The organism is Clostridium sp. BNL1100 (assembly GCF_000244875.1).
In the GTDB taxonomy this organism is placed as follows: Bacteria; Bacillota; Clostridia; order Acetivibrionales; family DSM-1351; genus Ruminiclostridium.
Map to the genome: position 1 here is coordinate 2,162,775 of NC_016791.1, position 16,625 is coordinate 2,179,399.

General features: G+C 37.7%; 17 protein-coding genes and 1 tRNA gene. All 18 read left to right on the forward strand.

Annotation, left to right across the window (positions count from 1 at the left end; genetic code table 11):
- Positions 1-113 precede the first annotated feature (113 nt).
- The 18 genes from CLO1100_RS08985 (at position 114) to CLO1100_RS09070 (ending at position 16,400) form a co-directional block, all read left to right on the forward strand.
- Positions 114-1,175, forward strand: coding sequence for an FAD:protein FMN transferase (locus tag CLO1100_RS08985; RefSeq protein ID WP_242836710.1), 1,062 nt, complete (start codon positions 114-116; stop codon positions 1,173-1,175).
- Positions 1,159-1,566, forward strand: coding sequence for a NusG domain II-containing protein (locus CLO1100_RS08990; protein ID WP_014313444.1), 408 nt, complete (start codon positions 1,159-1,161; stop codon positions 1,564-1,566). Before CLO1100_RS08985 ends, CLO1100_RS08990 begins: the two co-directional genes overlap by 17 nt.
- Positions 1,563-2,099 carry a Gx transporter family protein gene (locus CLO1100_RS08995; protein ID WP_014313445.1) on the forward strand — a complete coding sequence of 179 codons (537 nt, stop codon included), beginning with the start codon at positions 1,563-1,565 and terminating at the stop codon, positions 2,097-2,099. Before CLO1100_RS08990 ends, CLO1100_RS08995 begins: the two co-directional genes overlap by 4 nt.
- Positions 2,100-2,108: 9 nt before the next feature.
- Entirely contained in the window at positions 2,109-3,065 is a 957-nt protein-coding gene (locus tag CLO1100_RS09000) for a polyprenyl synthetase family protein (RefSeq protein WP_014313446.1), read from the forward strand.
- A 45-nt stretch (positions 3,066-3,110) separates the two neighbouring features.
- The gene (priA, locus tag CLO1100_RS09005; protein ID WP_014313447.1) at positions 3,111-5,567 is read left to right on the forward strand and encodes a primosomal protein N'; all 2,457 of its coding nucleotides are present in this window, start codon (positions 3,111-3,113) and stop codon (positions 5,565-5,567) included.
- 31 nt (positions 5,568-5,598) lie between these two features.
- Positions 5,599-6,078, forward strand: a complete 480-nt coding sequence (def, locus tag CLO1100_RS09010) for a peptide deformylase (protein ID WP_014313448.1) — start codon at positions 5,599-5,601, stop codon at positions 6,076-6,078.
- Between the two features lie 40 nt (positions 6,079-6,118).
- Positions 6,119-7,057 (forward strand): methionyl-tRNA formyltransferase, encoded by a 939-nt coding sequence (gene fmt, locus CLO1100_RS09015; protein ID WP_014313449.1) that lies wholly within the window; start codon positions 6,119-6,121, stop codon positions 7,055-7,057.
- Entirely contained in the window at positions 7,038-7,802 is a 765-nt protein-coding gene (locus CLO1100_RS09020; protein WP_242836711.1) for a DUF116 domain-containing protein, read from the forward strand. Before fmt ends, CLO1100_RS09020 begins: the two co-directional genes overlap by 20 nt.
- Before the next feature lie 29 nt (positions 7,803-7,831).
- A complete protein-coding gene (locus CLO1100_RS09025; RefSeq protein WP_014313451.1) occupies positions 7,832-8,530 on the forward strand; it encodes a zinc metallopeptidase in 699 nt (232 codons plus the stop codon).
- A gap of 52 nt (positions 8,531-8,582) precedes the next feature.
- A complete protein-coding gene (gene rsmB, locus CLO1100_RS09030; protein ID WP_014313452.1) occupies positions 8,583-9,932 on the forward strand; it encodes a 16S rRNA (cytosine(967)-C(5))-methyltransferase RsmB in 1,350 nt (449 codons plus the stop codon).
- 10 nt (positions 9,933-9,942) lie between these two features.
- The gene (gene rlmN / locus CLO1100_RS09035) at positions 9,943-10,992 is read left to right on the forward strand and encodes a 23S rRNA (adenine(2503)-C(2))-methyltransferase RlmN (protein WP_014313453.1); all 1,050 of its coding nucleotides are present in this window, start codon (positions 9,943-9,945) and stop codon (positions 10,990-10,992) included.
- Between the two features lie 26 nt (positions 10,993-11,018).
- The gene (locus CLO1100_RS09040; RefSeq protein WP_014313454.1) at positions 11,019-11,744 is read left to right on the forward strand and encodes a Stp1/IreP family PP2C-type Ser/Thr phosphatase; all 726 of its coding nucleotides are present in this window, start codon (positions 11,019-11,021) and stop codon (positions 11,742-11,744) included.
- A gap of 13 nt (positions 11,745-11,757) precedes the next feature.
- Positions 11,758-13,641, forward strand: coding sequence for a Stk1 family PASTA domain-containing Ser/Thr kinase (gene pknB, locus CLO1100_RS09045; RefSeq protein ID WP_014313455.1), 1,884 nt, complete (start codon positions 11,758-11,760; stop codon positions 13,639-13,641).
- A 15-nt stretch (positions 13,642-13,656) separates the two neighbouring features.
- The gene (gene rsgA, locus CLO1100_RS09050) at positions 13,657-14,574 is read left to right on the forward strand and encodes a ribosome small subunit-dependent GTPase A (protein WP_014313456.1); all 918 of its coding nucleotides are present in this window, start codon (positions 13,657-13,659) and stop codon (positions 14,572-14,574) included.
- Complete coding sequence (gene rpe, locus CLO1100_RS09055; protein WP_014313457.1) at positions 14,571-15,239, forward strand: ribulose-phosphate 3-epimerase; 669 nt, start codon at positions 14,571-14,573, stop codon at positions 15,237-15,239. Before rsgA ends, rpe begins: the two co-directional genes overlap by 4 nt.
- A 21-nt stretch (positions 15,240-15,260) precedes the next feature.
- Complete coding sequence (locus tag CLO1100_RS09060; RefSeq protein WP_014313458.1) at positions 15,261-15,896, forward strand: thiamine diphosphokinase; 636 nt, start codon at positions 15,261-15,263, stop codon at positions 15,894-15,896.
- Positions 15,897-15,975: 79 nt separating this feature from the next.
- Positions 15,976-16,051 (forward strand) — tRNA-Ala (locus CLO1100_RS09065).
- 106 nt (positions 16,052-16,157) lie between these two features.
- Positions 16,158-16,400 carry a hypothetical protein gene (locus CLO1100_RS09070; RefSeq protein ID WP_014313459.1) on the forward strand — a complete coding sequence of 81 codons (243 nt, stop codon included), beginning with the start codon at positions 16,158-16,160 and terminating at the stop codon, positions 16,398-16,400.
- Positions 16,401-16,625 lie beyond the last annotated feature (225 nt).

Below are 16,625 nucleotides of genomic sequence, written 5' to 3' on the forward strand. Positions count from 1 at the left end.
TCCTGTTTTTGTTATAAAAGTAGAAATTTCAGGGAAACATTTATAAATAAATTTGTACGTTTATATAATGTATATTTTGCCTGAATTGTATTCACATTCGTAACTATATGGGGGTGAGTTGTTTGAAAAAAAATCGCATTTTAATTTTTTTATCATTTGTAATAGTTTCTTTTTATCTAAGCGGATGTTCAAAGAGTAATGCCAGTGATGATTACGTTGAAAAAGAAAGCTTTCAAATGGGTACCATAATTTCTCAAAGAATTTATGGCAGTAATGCTGAAGGTTCTGCCAACGAGATTATTCAAAGGTTAAACAGTATTGAAGAAAATATGTCTGTTAATATTAAAACAAGTACTGTTAGCCAGATTAATAGTCATTCCGGACAATCACAGGTATTTCGCATAAATAACGATATTTATAATATTTTAACTGCAGCCGACAAATTTTCCAAATTAAGTAATGGTGCCTTTGACATAACTATAGGGCCTTTAGTTAAGGAATGGGGAGTTTTTACTGATCATCCGCATGTTCCTTCCAAGAGCCGGATTGATGAACTTTTAAAACTTGTTAATTACAAATCTATTGACTTTAGCCGAGATAAAATGACTTTTAGGCTTCCTATAAAGGGCCAAATGATTGATTTTGGTGCTATTGCCAAAGGGTATGCCGCAGATGAAGCCGTTAAAATCTGTCGCAGAGACGGAATAAAATCAGCTTACATAAGCCTTGGAGGAAATGTATATGTAGTTGGGAATAAACCGGATAATACACCATGGAGAATAGGAATCCAAAATCCAAGAGCTGCAGACGGTAAATATATTGGTATTCTAAGGGTCTCGGACAAAACTGTAGTGACTTCCGGCGACTATGAAAGATTTTTTATGAAAGACGGTGTTAGATATCACCATATCATAGATCCCAGAACTGGATGCCCCAGTAATTCGGATTTGATTAGTTCAACAATTGTTACGGACAGTTCCATTAGTGCCGATGCTCTATCAACTGCAACATTTGTAATAGGGTTGAAGAAGTCTAAAGAATTATTGAAAAAAGTCGATGGTGTTGACGCTATATTCATTACTAAAGATAAAAAAGTTTATATAACTGAAGGCCTTAAAAAGGACTTTGATTTTCAAGATGAAAGTGGGGAGTTTACTTATGTTGAAAAAGGGTGACATAATTCTTTTGCTGGTAATAGTTCTTGGTATATTATCAGCAGTATTTTTTGGCAGAGAAAATGCAGTCAGTTTAAGCAATACCAGTGGAGGTCAGGTTGATAACTTAGGTATTAGGGCAATAATAAAAAAGAACGACAAAGTAATCAGAAGAATTAACCTGACAAGTCTGGAAAAAAGAGAAGTAATTAATGTATCAGGTTTGCATAAGGCAACTATTGTAGCAGAAAAAAACAGAATTTGCTTTCTTGAATCGGATTGCCCTGATAAGGTTTGTGTGAAAACCGGCTGGCTTACCCACCCGGGGGAAATAGCTGTTTGTCTTCCTAATAAAATAATCATTAAGCTGGAGCAAGACAAGAATCAAAATGTGGATGGAGTGGTAAAGTGAGATTGTATATAAAAAATAAAGTTGACATAAAGAAAATGGTGCTTCTGGCTGTTCTTGCTTCTCAGGCGTTGGTGTTGTCTGTTATTGAATCTTGGTTTCCGGTTCCTGTTGGGATTCCCGGGATAAAGCTTGGATTATCAAATATAATAACTATTGTTTCTTTAATCTTTTTTAGCCTATCAAATACTATGGCAATAGTTCTGGTGAAATGCGTTCTTTCATCCTTATTTATGGGGGGGCCGGTAATTTTTGCTTTTAGTATATGTGGAGGAATTTTGAGTACACTGATTATGTGGATAATGTTAAAATATATGGAGAGGTGGTTAAGCTTAATTGGAATTAGCATAGCCGGATCAATTGCACATAATGTCGGGCAGATATTGGTAGCGTGCTTTATAATGAGTGATTTGTCTGTTACAGGCTATTTACCTGTATTGCTTTTATCCGGAATTATTATGGGGACTTTTGTAGGTATATGCAGCTCCTTTTTTGTGAGAGCCTTGAAAAGGTTAAATATTATATCAAATTTATAAGGGGTAATTATGTTTTTTGAAAACCAAAGGTTAAACAGTGATATTGAGAAAGTCGAGGAAAATCTACGTACAAACGTTAGTTCAAAAAACCAGCTTTTGGTTCAAGCCATCGCCGATACAGTGGGTGCAGGAGGTAAGAGACTCAGGCCTGCAATGGTTATAGTTTCATCATATTTCGGTAAAATACGGCAGGACAGGCTTGTTCAGCTTGCAAGTGCCGTAGAATTACTTCATACTGCTACTCTGATACACGATGATGTTCTGGATTACTCACCCTATAGGAGAAACAGGGAAACAGTTTACAAAAAATACGGAACAGATATGGCTATCTACTGCGGTGATTTTTTGTATACCAAGGCACTTTTGATGCTTGCAGATATTGTTCCTGCAAACCAGCTGACAATAGCAGCTAAGGCAGTAAAGACAATTTGTGAGGGAGAAGTAGACCAATACAGGGATAAGTATGTAATGAACTTGTCAGTTCCTTCATATCTGAAAAGAATTTCAAGAAAAACAGCAGTACTTTTTGCGGCTTCTTGTGCTTTAGGTGCATTATGTGCAAAATGTAATCCGCGTATCACCAACAGTCTCTCAAAGCTGGGATTTTACTACGGGGTCATGTTTCAGATGATTGATGATTACCGGGATTACAAAAGCGGTGATTCAGAATGGGGAAAGCCTGTCTACAATGACCTTTCCAAGGGGATACTAACCCTTCCGGGAATATATGCCTGCAAAAATAATAAGGAAATATACGAGAAGGTAGAAACCTACTGGAGAAAAGAGGAGAAGTCAAATGAAGAACTTCATAGTATAATTTCTCAGATATGTTCTTCAGGAGGTATGGAATATACTGAAAGTTACATACAAAGATATAGTCAGAAGGCTTTTCGTGAGATAGAAAAGCTTCCAAAAAGTGAGGCAAGAGATATTCTTGCTGATTTGATAAATAAATTGCATATCTGATATAATATAGTGGTTCTTTAGAATATGTAATATGGAGTCGACATAATGAAAGTAACAACTGTATCAGTGGTGCTAAGTAATACAACCAGAGCTTTTGATAAAAAATATACGTATAGTGTACCTGAAAACTTGTCTCAACAGATTTTTCAAGGTTGCAGGGTTCTTGTTCCGTTCGGCAGCGGAGAGCAGGTAAGAGAAGGGTTTGTCATGGAAACAAACCCTTTGGTTTTTGAAGATAAACCAATTGTCTATAAAGAATTAAAAGAAATACTTGAGCCTTACCCGCTTTTGACAAATGACAGTATACAGCTCCTGGAATGGATGAAAAGAAGGTATATATGTACATACTCAGACATTATTAAATGTATGTTGCCTCCGGGGATAAGTGTAAAAACAGTTAAGAATATAAAGATTAATAATGATTTTCATAAAGATTTAAAAAAAGCAGGTTTGAAAAAGGTTCTAAGTGTTCTTGCCGATTGCGGAGGGGAATGCGAGTATGAAGAACTTAGAGGTCTTTGTACAATAAGGGGATTTAAGGCAGCTATTGAGGAACTGCGCCTATCCGGAGCAGTTTCCATGGAGGAAAGCTATGAACAAAAGGTTAATGCAAAGACGGTTAAAGCTGTCAGCCTTGCAAGACCAACCTCTGAGATAATAGATGAGCTTGAAAATAACCAGATTAAGAGGATTCAACATGTAAGAGTGCTTGAGATACTTCTTGAAAATGAAATAGTTTCGGTTAGCGATATGCAAAGGTTTGCCGGTGTCACAACTTCCGTGCTTGATACTCTTAGCAAACATGGGTACATAAGCTACAAGAGTATTGAAATTAAGAGGAATCCTCTTAAGGACAAGCATTATGAAAAGACAGAACCTCTATCTCCCACAGAGGATCAGGCACATGCCCTGACGCATTTAAAGAAACAGCTAGACTGCGGAAACTTTCAGGAGACATTGCTCCACGGTATTACGGGAAGCGGAAAGACAGAGGTATACCTTCAGCTTATTTCCCACTGCTTTTTATTAGGGAAAAAGGCTATTTTACTTGTTCCTGAAATTTCACTGACACCTCAGATGGTAGAGAGATTTGTATCAAGATTTGGAAACAGAGTTGCTGTAATACACTCAAAACTATCCCTTGGGGAAAGATTTGATCAGTGGAAACTTATAAGAGACGGCAAAGTCGATGTGGTAGTAGGAGCACGATCTGCGGTATTTGCTCCTATGGAAAATCTGGGATTGATTGTTATAGACGAAGAGCATGAAGGCTCCTACAAGTCTGAATCTATGCCAAGATATAATGCAAAGGATGTTGCCCGCAAGAGATGTGAAATTAACAACTGTCTACTTGTATACGGGTCTGCAACACCTTCTGTTGAGACATATTACAATGCTGAAACAGAGAAAATTCACCTTCTGGAAATGCAAAACAGACCCAGAACAGCAGTCCTGCCAAAAGTTGAGCTTGTTGATATGAGAGTAGAACTGGAAAACGGAAATAAGACACCTTTTAGTTCAAGATTGGTAGAAGAACTTCTAAAAAATAAAGCGAACAATCAGCAAAGTATTTTGTTTCTTAACAGAAGAGGATTTTCAACTTTTGTAATTTGCAGGAATTGTGGTTATACTATGAAATGTCCGGAGTGCAGTATAGCGTTGACATATCATTCAAAAACTAAAAGACTGATTTGCCACTATTGCGGATTCACCGTACAGAATCCTTCCGTATGCCCATCCTGTAAAAGTGAAAATATCAGGTATTTTGGTATAGGAACACAGAAAATAGAAGAGGAAGTTATAAAGCGTATTCCAGAGGCTTCGGTAATACGTATGGATATGGACACCATAGGCTACAAAAATGCACACGAGGAAATACTGAACCGGTTTAAAAATGAAAATATAAATATCATGGTAGGCACACAGATGATAGCCAAAGGGCATGATTTTCCTAATGTTACACTTGTAGGAGTGCTTGCCGCAGACGGTATGCTCAATACCGGTGATTACAGAGCCTCTGAAAGGACTTTTCAGCTTCTTACCCAGGTTTCGGGAAGGGCTGGAAGAGGAGACATCGGAGGTCGTGTAATCATACAAACATATAATACTGATGAGTACAGTATTATTGCAGCCTGCAACCATGACTTTAAATCATTTTACACACAGGAAATTTTGATTCGTAAAAGGCTTGATTATCCGCCGTTTACGAATATTGCATTAGTTACCTTTTCAGGCAAACGTGACAGAAGTGTTTTTGAGGCGGCCAAAAGTACCAAACCTCTACTCTGCGAAGAGTGTCCGGAAGACACCATGGTACTAGGACCTTCACGATGCCCGGTACCCAAGATTGCGAATAAGTACCGCTGGAGGCTTGTTATAAAGGAACGGGATATAGATTTGCTTATCGAACGGCTATCAGCCATGGGTGATAGTTTTTGGAAAAATAACAAGGACAAAGATGTTACTATGAGCATAGATATAAATCCTTATAATATGCTATAATAGAAAAGATATATATAATTGGAGGTTGGTTATGGCTTACAGGCAAATAAGGAAAGATGGGGACGAAGTATTAAGAAAGATAAGCAGACCTGTTGATACTATTGATAAAAAAATATTATCTCTTTTAGAGGATATGGCAGATACTATGTACAGAGCTGACGGGGTAGGTTTAGCCGCTCCGCAGATTGGTGTTCTCAAGAGGATGGTTGTTATAGATGTTGGGGATGGCTTATATGAGATGATTAATCCGGTTATTCTGGAACAAAGCGGAGAACAGGATGGTATGGAAGGCTGCCTGAGTATCCCCGGGATTTCGGGAAAGGTTAAGCGCCCCATGAATGTCACATTAAGATATACAGATAGAAACGGCGAGAGTATAACCATCGAAGCCAATGAATTTTTCGCAAGGGCCATATGCCATGAATTAGATCATTTGGACGGGATTTTATATAAAGATAAGGCACATAAGATGTACACTGCCAAGGAACTTGAGGAAATGCAAGAAAATTAGTATATGAAATACCACGGTTATTTAGGAGAGTGAATTAATAGTGAAGATAATTTTTATGGGTACACCTGAATTTGCAGTGCCTAGTCTTGAAATGCTTATAAATGAAGGGTATAAAGTTATTGCAGTTGTTACTCAGCCTGACAAACCAAAGGGTAGAGGGAACAAACTGGCAGCTCCGCCTGTGAAGGAGTTTGCCTTAGAACACGGTATTACAGTTCTCCAGCCTGCTAAAATAAAGACACCTGAATTTGTTGAACAAATCAGGGAATTGACTCCGGATTTACTGATTACCGCTGCATACGGAAAAATTATATCAAAGGAGATGCTGGATGTACCAACTCTTGGATGTATAAACGTACATGGTTCTCTTTTGCCTGCGTACAGGGGAGCGGCTCCTATTCAGTGGTCAATTATACATGGTGAGAAAGTAACAGGTATTACTACTATGTTCACTGATGTAGGACTAGACACAGGAGATATGCTTTTAAAGAAGGAGCTTGAAATAGGCTCCGATATGACAGCTGGAGAATTGCATGATGCAATGGCTGTTTTAGGAGCCCAAGTATTAAAAGAAACTCTTTTAGAACTTAAAAAAGGCACGCTTGTAAGAAAGCCACAGGATGATTCCTTGTCATCATATGCCCCGATTATTACAAAGGAAGTAGGGCTTATCGACTGGAATAAAACAGCTCAACAGGTACACAACCTGGTAAGAGGAACAAGTCCATGGCCTGGAGCGTACACCTTTTTGAATGAAAGTAAAATGAGGGTTTGGAAAACCTGTATTTCAAACTTGGAGAATAACCAAAATTATTGCCCCGGAGAAATTGTCAAGGTTGATGATAAAGGATTACTGGTAAAATGCTCGGATGGCTACATATTGATAAGTGAGCTGCAATTTGATTCATCAAAAAGGATGAAAGTCAGTGATTATTTGAGAGGACACAAAATTAGCATAGGTGAGAAGCTTGGAGACTAATGTTAAGGCATTTTTACGTATTTTAATTATTATATTGACGGTTTTTATATCACTGTTGATATTATTTGGAGCTGCTTACGTAAATGCTTCCATAAATGTTTATAGTGCCATACTAATTATATTGATTACAGTTGTAGGTTTTTGTATTGGTGCCTTAGCTGCTATGAGTGGAGCTATTTTTCATGCATTCAAAAGGAAAAAAGCATCAGGATTAACTTTGGCACTGACAAAACTTGGGCTACGAATTCTAATGCCTGTTGCAGTTTTATTTACAAAATCAAACAGTAAAGAAAAAAAGAGTATAAGATATTTTTATATAGAATTGAATAATATTGTGGTGGAATCCTATAATAAAAAGTATAATCCCAGAGATATCATGATTCTGTTGCCACACTGTCTTCAGAACAGTCAGTGTGGACTTAAGGTGACTTCAGACCCTGAGCTTTGTCGTCAATGCGGTAAATGCAAGATTGGAGTGCTTTTAAAATACGCAAAGGAAAATGGAATAAGCCTGTTCGTTGCAACGGGTGGTACAGTAGCGAGGAATATAGTAAAAAAAACAAAACCGGGTATTATAATATCTGTAGCATGTGAAAGAGATCTGATGAGTGGTATTTCAGATATTAAAGGTATTCCTGTAATTGGAATTATAAACAAACAGCCAAACGGCCCGTGTATAAATACTGATGTAGATGTTGAAGGACTTATTGAAAAAATAACACAGATTACCGTTTATGCAGCATAGATGCAATTATAAACAGGAGGACAAGTATTATGGGCTTTTTTTATATGGACAGATACTACTTGATACTGGTTGTTCCAGCACTGATTATATCAATGATTGCTCAGATACAGGTTAAAAGTACCTTTCATAAATATAGTAAAATTGGTAATTCCAAACATATGACAGGAGCGGAAGTTGCTCGTTATCTTCTTCAGGTAAACGGCATACAGGATGTAGAGGTCACTCAGGTAGGCGGTCAGCTGACAGACCATTATGACCCAAGAAAAAAAGTGCTTAGGTTATCTGAATCCACCTATGGAAGTACTTCAGTAGCCGCTATAGGCGTTGCAGCACATGAAACAGGACATGCAATACAACACAAAGTAAAATACGGTCCTCTTGTTTTACGAAGTACCTTGGTTCCGGTAGCCGGTTTTGGTTCTTCAGCCGGTCCATACATCGCAATATTGGGATTGTTTCTGGGCTGGCCGATAATAATTAATATCGGACTGCTTTTGTTTTTTGCAGCGATATTGTTTTATCTTGTAACCCTACCGGTAGAGTTTAACGCAAGTAAAAGGGCGATTTCTGTGTTGGGCAGCACAGGGATACTTATGAGTGAAGAACTGCATTCTGCGAAAAAAGTATTAAATGCGGCAGCGATGACCTATGTGGCATCGGCATTGGTTGCAATTGCCAGTTTTCTGCGTTTACTGCTGCTTGCAAACCAACGCAGGAACAGGGATTAGTGGTGAGAAATCAAGTTAATTAAAACACGCTATTTGGCTCATGGAGGTTAATGTGGCAGTAGATTTGGCAAGAGAAACGGCATTAAAGATTTTATACTATATTACTGAAAACCAAGCATATTCAAACATTTCAGTTAACAGGCATCTTGATAATGACAAGCTTAGAGAGATTGACAGGTCATTTGCAACAGAACTGGTTTATGGTACGGTGAAATGGCTTTTGCAGATTGATTATATTATAGGAAAATACTCCAGTATTAAGCTTAAAAAGCTGTCCCCATGGATTAAAAATATTTTAAGACTTGGTGTATACCAGCTTCTTCATACAGACAGAATACCTGTTTCGGCAGCCTGCAACACAGCGGTTGATCTTGCAAAAAGATACGGGCATCAGGCTTCGAGCAGATTTGTTAATGCAGTACTTAGAAATATTTCAAAAAACAAGGATAACATTCCTTATCCGGATAAAAGTGATATTGCAAGCTATTTAAGCATATTATACTCACATCCTGTTTGGATGGTGCAAAAATGGATAGACTTATATGGAAAAGAGTTTACGCAGGAACTGTTAAGAAGTAATAATCAGGTACCTGATTTCATTATCAGGACAAATACCTTGAAAACAGACAGGCAAACTCTGTTGGATGCACTACATAAAGAAGGAATAGATGCAGAACCGGGCAGGTACGTTGAGGAAGCAGTTATATTGAAAAACCCATCGTCAATATCCAACCTTGACTCCTTTAAAAAAGGTTATTTTCAGGTTCAGGATGAGAGTTCAATGCTGGCTGCCAAAATCCTTGATCCCAAAGAAGGTGAAACTGTAATTGATGTATGCAGTGCACCCGGTGGCAAGGCAACACATATGGCACAGCTTATGAATAACAAGGGTACTGTTATCGCAAGAGATATTTATCAGCACAAGCTCAACCTTATAGAGCAGTCATGTTGCAGATTGGGGATAGATATTATAAAAACTGAGATTCATGATGCATGCAATCTTGATGAAAACCTCATTGGAAAAGCTGACAGAGTTTTAATTGATGCACCTTGTTCGGGATTAGGGATAATCAGAAAAAAACCGGATATCAAATACGCAAGGACAGAGAATGAGCTAAAGGAGATAACCGGCCTTCAGCAGAAGATACTTAAAATTGCTTCAAAGTATTTAAAGGTCGGAGGATACATGATTTACAGTACATGTACAATACAGCCCCAAGAAAATCTGGAAATTGTGCAGGATTTCCTTGCTAAAAATCCTAATTTTAAGTTGACGGACTTTCGGGAACTTATGCCTCCAGCCCTGGATTTTTCCAGTTCAGAAGAAGGATATATTCAATTATATCCGAATATAAATCAGACAGATGGATTTTTTATAAGTAAAATAAAAAGGGAGAAATAAATTACCTAAAATGATAAATTTAATGGATATGACTTTGGAGGAACTTGAACAGATGCTGTCGGAGATGGGGCAGCAGAAATTCAGAGCAAAGCAGATTTTTAAATGGACAAACAGCGGAATCAGGTCATTTTCCGATATGACTAATATCTCAAAGCAATTAAGAGATGAATTAGAAAAAGTCACAAAAATCAGCAGATTAAAAATAGTTGATAGGCTTAAATCAAAGATTGATTCCACTGTCAAGTATTTATTTGAGCTGGAGGACGGTAATATTATTGAAAGTGTCCTCATGGAGTACAAGCATGGTTTTACAGCCTGTATATCTTCTCAGGCAGGGTGCAGAATGGGCTGCAAGTTTTGTGCATCCACAGGAGCAGGGTTTTCACGTAATCTGACTCCCGGTGAGATGCTTGATCAGGTAATGACTATGCAGGAAGACTCGGGAAACAGGATTGGCCATATAGTATTGATGGGAATCGGGGAACCGCTGGATAATTACGAAAATGTAATTAAGTTTTTAAAGATTGTAAATCATCCAGACGGATTGATGATAGGAATGCGTAATATATCTCTTTCAACCTGCGGTGTAGTGCCTAGAATGTTACAGCTTGCACAGGAGAACATTCCAATAACCCTTTCAGTCTCCCTCCATAGCGCAAAGGACGACAAAAGGTCGGCTATGATGCCAGTTAATAAGGCTTATTGTATTGACAAATTAATTTCAGCATGTAAGATATATACAGAGAGTACAAAAAGACGTATAACATTTGAATATGCAATGATTTCAGGTGAAAATGATTCTGAGCAGGATGCCAGAGAATTAGCGGGACTATTGAAAGGAATGCTTTGTCATGTAAATTTGATTCCGGTAAATACCGTTACAGGTAATGGTTATAAAAAAAGCTCAAGAATTCACATAGATAAATTTAAGAACATTTTGGAGTCTAAAGGTATTGAGACTACAGTAAGAAGGGAACTCGGCAGCGATATCAATGCGGCTTGCGGCCAGCTTAGAAAAAATAAAATTGACAGTAGTGCCAATTTACTTTATGAATCTTAAAAGTGTTTATTTCAGGAGTGATTTGTTTGAAGTATGGTATTAAAACTGATAGGGGATTGAAAAGACAGCTAAATGAGGATAATTGTAATGTTCTGGTAGGTTATCCCGGAATTCCTGTTTGTTTCGTCATAGCTGACGGAATGGGCGGTCACCAGTGCGGTGAGGTCGCAAGTAAACAGGCAGTTGACTCGGTCTGCAATCACCTTCTGAAATCTGATTGGTCGACAGAAGATATTCCTCAGTTATTAAAAAATATAATAACTACTGTGAATGAAGAAATATACAATTTTTCATTGCTCGACATTTCTACCCAGGGTATGGGGACTACACTTATTATAACTGTACTTAAAAACAGGAAACTTTATATCGGCCATGTTGGCGATAGCAGAGTTTACCTGATAAGAAATAAAACAATTGAGAAAGTAACCTGGGATCACTCATTTATAGAAGAAATGCTTAAAAACGGCTCTATAACAAAGGATGAAGCAATAAACCATCCCAAAAAAAATCTCATTACCCGTGCTGTAGGATATGAACCTGATTTGCAGGTTGATACATATGAAATAGACGTTGAAGAAAATGATGTTATACTTTTATGCACTGATGGCCTTAGCAACATGATAGCAGAAGACGAAATTTTGGACATAATTACTAATACTAAGGATCCCCAGGATGCTTGTGATACTTTAATCCAAAATGCGAATAATAAAGGCGGGGAAGACAACGTAACCGTAATCATTGGGAAAATATAAAATGAGGTGAAGTATGGAAGGTCAAATTTTAGGAAACAGGTATCTTTTATTGGAAAAGATAGGCGGCGGTGGAATGGCTGTCGTATATAAAGCAAAATGTACACTTTTAAACAGGTTTGTGGCTGTAAAGGTATTACGGACAGAATTTACAAACGATGATGAGTTTGTAAAACGGTTTAAAATAGAAGCTCAGGCTGTTGCAAGCCTTTCACACCCCAATGTCGTATCAATTTATGACGTGGGACATCAGGACGATATCCATTACATTGTTATGGAATATGTCGATGGTATGACTTTAAAGGACTATTTGAACAAGCATGGTGCGTTAAACTGGAAAGATGCAGTTAAAATAACCATCCAGATTTGTTCAGCAATTGAACATGCTCACAAGAATAACATTGTACATAGAGATATAAAGCCGCATAATATCCTACTGACCAAAGAAGGTATTGCGAAGGTTACGGATTTTGGAATAGCACGTGCAGTAACCTCTTCTACAATTACTATGGTTGGAAGTACCATCGGTTCGGTACATTATTTTTCTCCGGAGCAGGCAAGGGGTGGATTTATAGATGAAAAATCCGATCTGTACTCATTAGGAATAGCACTCTATGAAATGGTTACGGGCAAGGTTCCTTTTGATGGGGATTCACCTGTAGCTGTGGCGTTGAAGCATATTCAGGAGATGCCGTTAGAGCCTCACAAGCTTGTTCCAAGCTTGCCTTATGGTGTAAATGAAATAATAATGAAAGCTATTCAAAAAGAACAAAATATGCGTTATCAGTCTGCAACGGAAATGCTCAGCGATTTAAACACAGTTCTTGTACAGCCTCAGGGTGGGTTTATAGGTCATAATTCAGTTTCAAGTCAGTCAACAATTAGAATGAGATCGGTAAATTCAGACGATATCGACAGCACTGTGAGAGTAAGTACAAGGCCGACCAATGTAAATAATAAAAAATATGAGTCTGAAAGACAAAAAAAGAAAAACAATACTACTTACTGGCTGGCAGGGATTGCCAGTGTACTTGTTATAGGAGTATTACTATTTATAACTATAGGATTGTTAACAAAAGACGGATCTGATAATAAAGTCAATACTATGCCTGATTATCGTAACAAGAAATTTGAAGATATCAAGGAAGATTTAGTTAAGAGAGGAATTAATTATACCGAGAACTGGCAGGACAATGATGCAGTTGATAAAGGTGTAATATTTGATCAGAGTGTTGAACCAGGGACAGAGTACAGGGACGGTAGTTTTACAAATCTTGAGCTTACCATCAGTAATGGCCCTAAGAGTAAAAAAGTACCTGATGTTACAGATAAGGATTATAGAGATGCTCAAAGTCAACTTGAAAGTCAGGATATAAAATATAGGATTGAAGAAGAATTTAATGAGGATGTTAAGGAAGATTATGTAATCCGTACAGATCCAAAAGCTAATGAAGAAATTACAGAGGAAACGGTAGTAACGATTTTTGTTAGCAAGGGTGCGGAAGTTAAATTAATAAAAGTGCCGAATCTGGTAGGAAAAACCGAAAGTGTCGCTCTACAGCTTCTTAAAGAGGCAAAATTATCTCTTGGAAGCGTGCTTCCGGCAGGTACTACTAATGGAATCGTTAATAAACAAGCGCCTGAAGCATACTCTGAAGTCGCTCCGGGTGAAACGGTAACAATCTGGCTTACACCTCAGGATCAACAAGCACCTGCAAGTCCGAGCCAGAGCCAATCATCCGATACTCAGACCAGCGGTAATACGGGTGGAGATAATACAAAGGGTAATGGTAAAGGTAGTAAAGGAAATACATCCGGAGATCAGGATACCTCAGGTACACAACAGCCTGATAACGGCTCCGGAGACGGAGATAATAAAACAAACCCTGATGGAAAGTAAAATAGGAGGTTCATTTTGCCGCTTGGTATAATACTAAAGGGAATTGGTGGTTTTTACTACGTTAAGCAAGAAGAAACAGAGGATATTTATGAGTGCAAGCCCAGAGGGGTATTCAGGAAAAATTCTGTTACGCCCCTTCCTGGAGATAGGGTGGGTTTTAGCATTATTGACGAAGCAAAAAAGCTTGGAAATGTTGATGAAATACTTCCACGTATATCAGAACTTGTACGCCCGGCAGTTGCCAACGTTGACCAAATAGCCATTGTTGTAGCTGCAAAAGCACCAAACCCTGATTATATGTTGCTGGACAAGCTGCTAATTACCTCAGAAACAAAAAACATTAGAGTTATAATATGTATTAATAAAATTGACCTTGATGATGGTACTGCTAAAAATATCAGAAACGCATACTCTCTGGCCGATTATGAAGTAGTAGAAATAAGTTCTGTCCAGAATGTAGGCTACAAGCGATTAAAGGAAGAACTAAAAGGGCATATTACTGTTTTTGCTGGCCAGTCGGGGGTAGGGAAATCAACCATTTTAAATCATATTATGGATTCATGGGTTATGGAAACCGGAAGTGTAAGTAACAAGATTGAACGTGGCAAGCATACTACGCGGCATGCAGAACTTCTCGAACTTAAATACGGCGGTTATGTTGCAGATACCCCCGGTTTTAGTTCTTTTGAGATTATAGATATCCCGTATAATGAACTGGAAAGTTATTATCCCGAATTCCGGCCATATATTAATACCTGCAGGTTTAATTCCTGCAGTCATATAACAGAACCTGGATGTAGGATTATTGAAGCACTTGAACGAAGCGAGATAGACAACAACAGATATCAAAGATATATACAATTATATAAAGCCTTAAAAGATATTCCACAATATAAAGGAAAAAAGACCGAATCTAGGAGAGTGATAAAATGATTAAAATTGCACCTTCAATTTTATCAGCAGACTTTTCATGTCTTGGCAGTGAAATTGAAAAAATCGATAAAAACGGTGCGGATATTATTCATATCGATGTTATGGATGGACATTTCGTGCCAAATATAACAATCGGGCCGGGAGTTGTTAAATGTTTACGTAAATACACAAATAAACCCTTTGATGTTCATCTGATGGTATCAAACCCCGATGAATATATAGAGCAGTTTGCACAAGCAGGTGCTGATATTATAACCGTTCATGCTGAAGCTGCCAAACACCTGAACAGAACAATTCAAATAATAAAAAGTTGCGGAAAGAAAGCAGGTGTAGCTTTGAATCCGGCAACTCCGCTGACTGTACTGGATTTTGTATTGCAGGATGTGGATATGGTACTTATAATGACCGTTAATCCGGGCTTTGGAGGACAATCCTATCTACCCCACTCTACAAAAAAGATTTCAGAATTAAAAAATTTGATGATAAGAAATGCACTTGAAATAGATATTGAAGTAGATGGCGGAATTGATGCCAACAATATAAATATCGTAACAAAGGCAGGAGCCAATGTAATTGTTGCAGGTTCTGCCGTATTTAAACAGGATGATGTCGGAGAAGCGATTAGGAATTTAAAACTGAATTCCTATAACAGAAGTGCATTGTAATTCCATATGGTTGGAGGTAAAATGAAAGCTGTTTGTGTTTGTAATGGTTCAATCAGTAATTATGACAAAATAAAAGAATACATACTTGTTTCAGATTATATTATTTCTGTAGATGGTGGAGTGGGTCACCTGAGGAAAATGGGAATTAATCCGGATATTCTGATAGGTGACTTTGATTCTGCCAATTCGCAGGATTTAGACTATTATGTAAATAAAGGCATAAATGTATCCAAGTTTCCCGTTGAAAAGGATATGACTGATTCAGAGCTAGCTATTGAAAAGGCATTGGAGTTCGGAGCTGACGAGGTGGTCTTTTTAGGGGCATTGGGCACACGAATTGACCATTCCTTTGCAAACATTATGCTTCTAAAAAAAATGCTGGATATTGGCCTTAGAGGCTCTATTGTAGATGAACATAACGAAATATATATGTTCAACTCAAATTTCAGTCTTAGTAAAAAAGAGGGTCGAAATCTCTCTTTGATTCCAATAACAGAAAAAGTTACAGGTGTAAGTACAAGCGGTTTAAAATATCCACTTGTCAATGCAACTATGACTCTAGGAACTTCCTGGGGAATCAGTAATGAATTTGAGGGCGAAGTAGCTTCGGTTAGTATTGAAAGTGGGATTTTACTTGCATGCCTATCGAGAGATTGATATGCCAATAGCGCAGTAAAAATGTGGTTGCCAATAGTAAAAAATCATGTTAATATTGGATTGAACATGTAATAAGCGTGGGGCATTAGCGCAGTTGGGAGCGCATCACACTGGCAGTGTGGGGGTCAGGGGTTCAAGTCCCCTATGCTCCACCAAAAACAAAAAACTACAAGGCCAAAACCTTGTGGTTTTTTATTTTATAAAGGCAGCTAAAAAAATGAGCTGTCTTTTTTATTTTCTTAAAAAACTATTAGGAAGAGGATGGTAAATGAGAATTCTGTTTGGCAAGCTATATCCACAAAACTCATTTACAGATTAAAAATGATGGGTTATGGAGCTACATCAGTTAATACCAGCGGAAAGGAGGGTAATTGGGATACTGAAAAAATATGTGTAACCAAAGATGGCAGAGATTTGTGTGATATAAATTGTATTGAAGGTACGATTACATATCATAATGCTTCTGATCAGGAGGAAATAGATTCAATCCTTCATTCCAGTTAACGGATGTGCTTTTTTATTGTACAAAATAAGTCTATTGCGTACAAAGAAAGAAGGGATTCTATGGATTACTAAGTACCTATATGTGAATGTGGAGCAACGTTAGAACTTGAAGAAGTTTGGGCAGTACATATGAACGACAAAAGATAAAAAGAAGAGAAAAATACGAAGTGCAATTTGAATAGGAGGTAAAATCGAATGAAAACTTGTAATACGTGCAGATTTAAT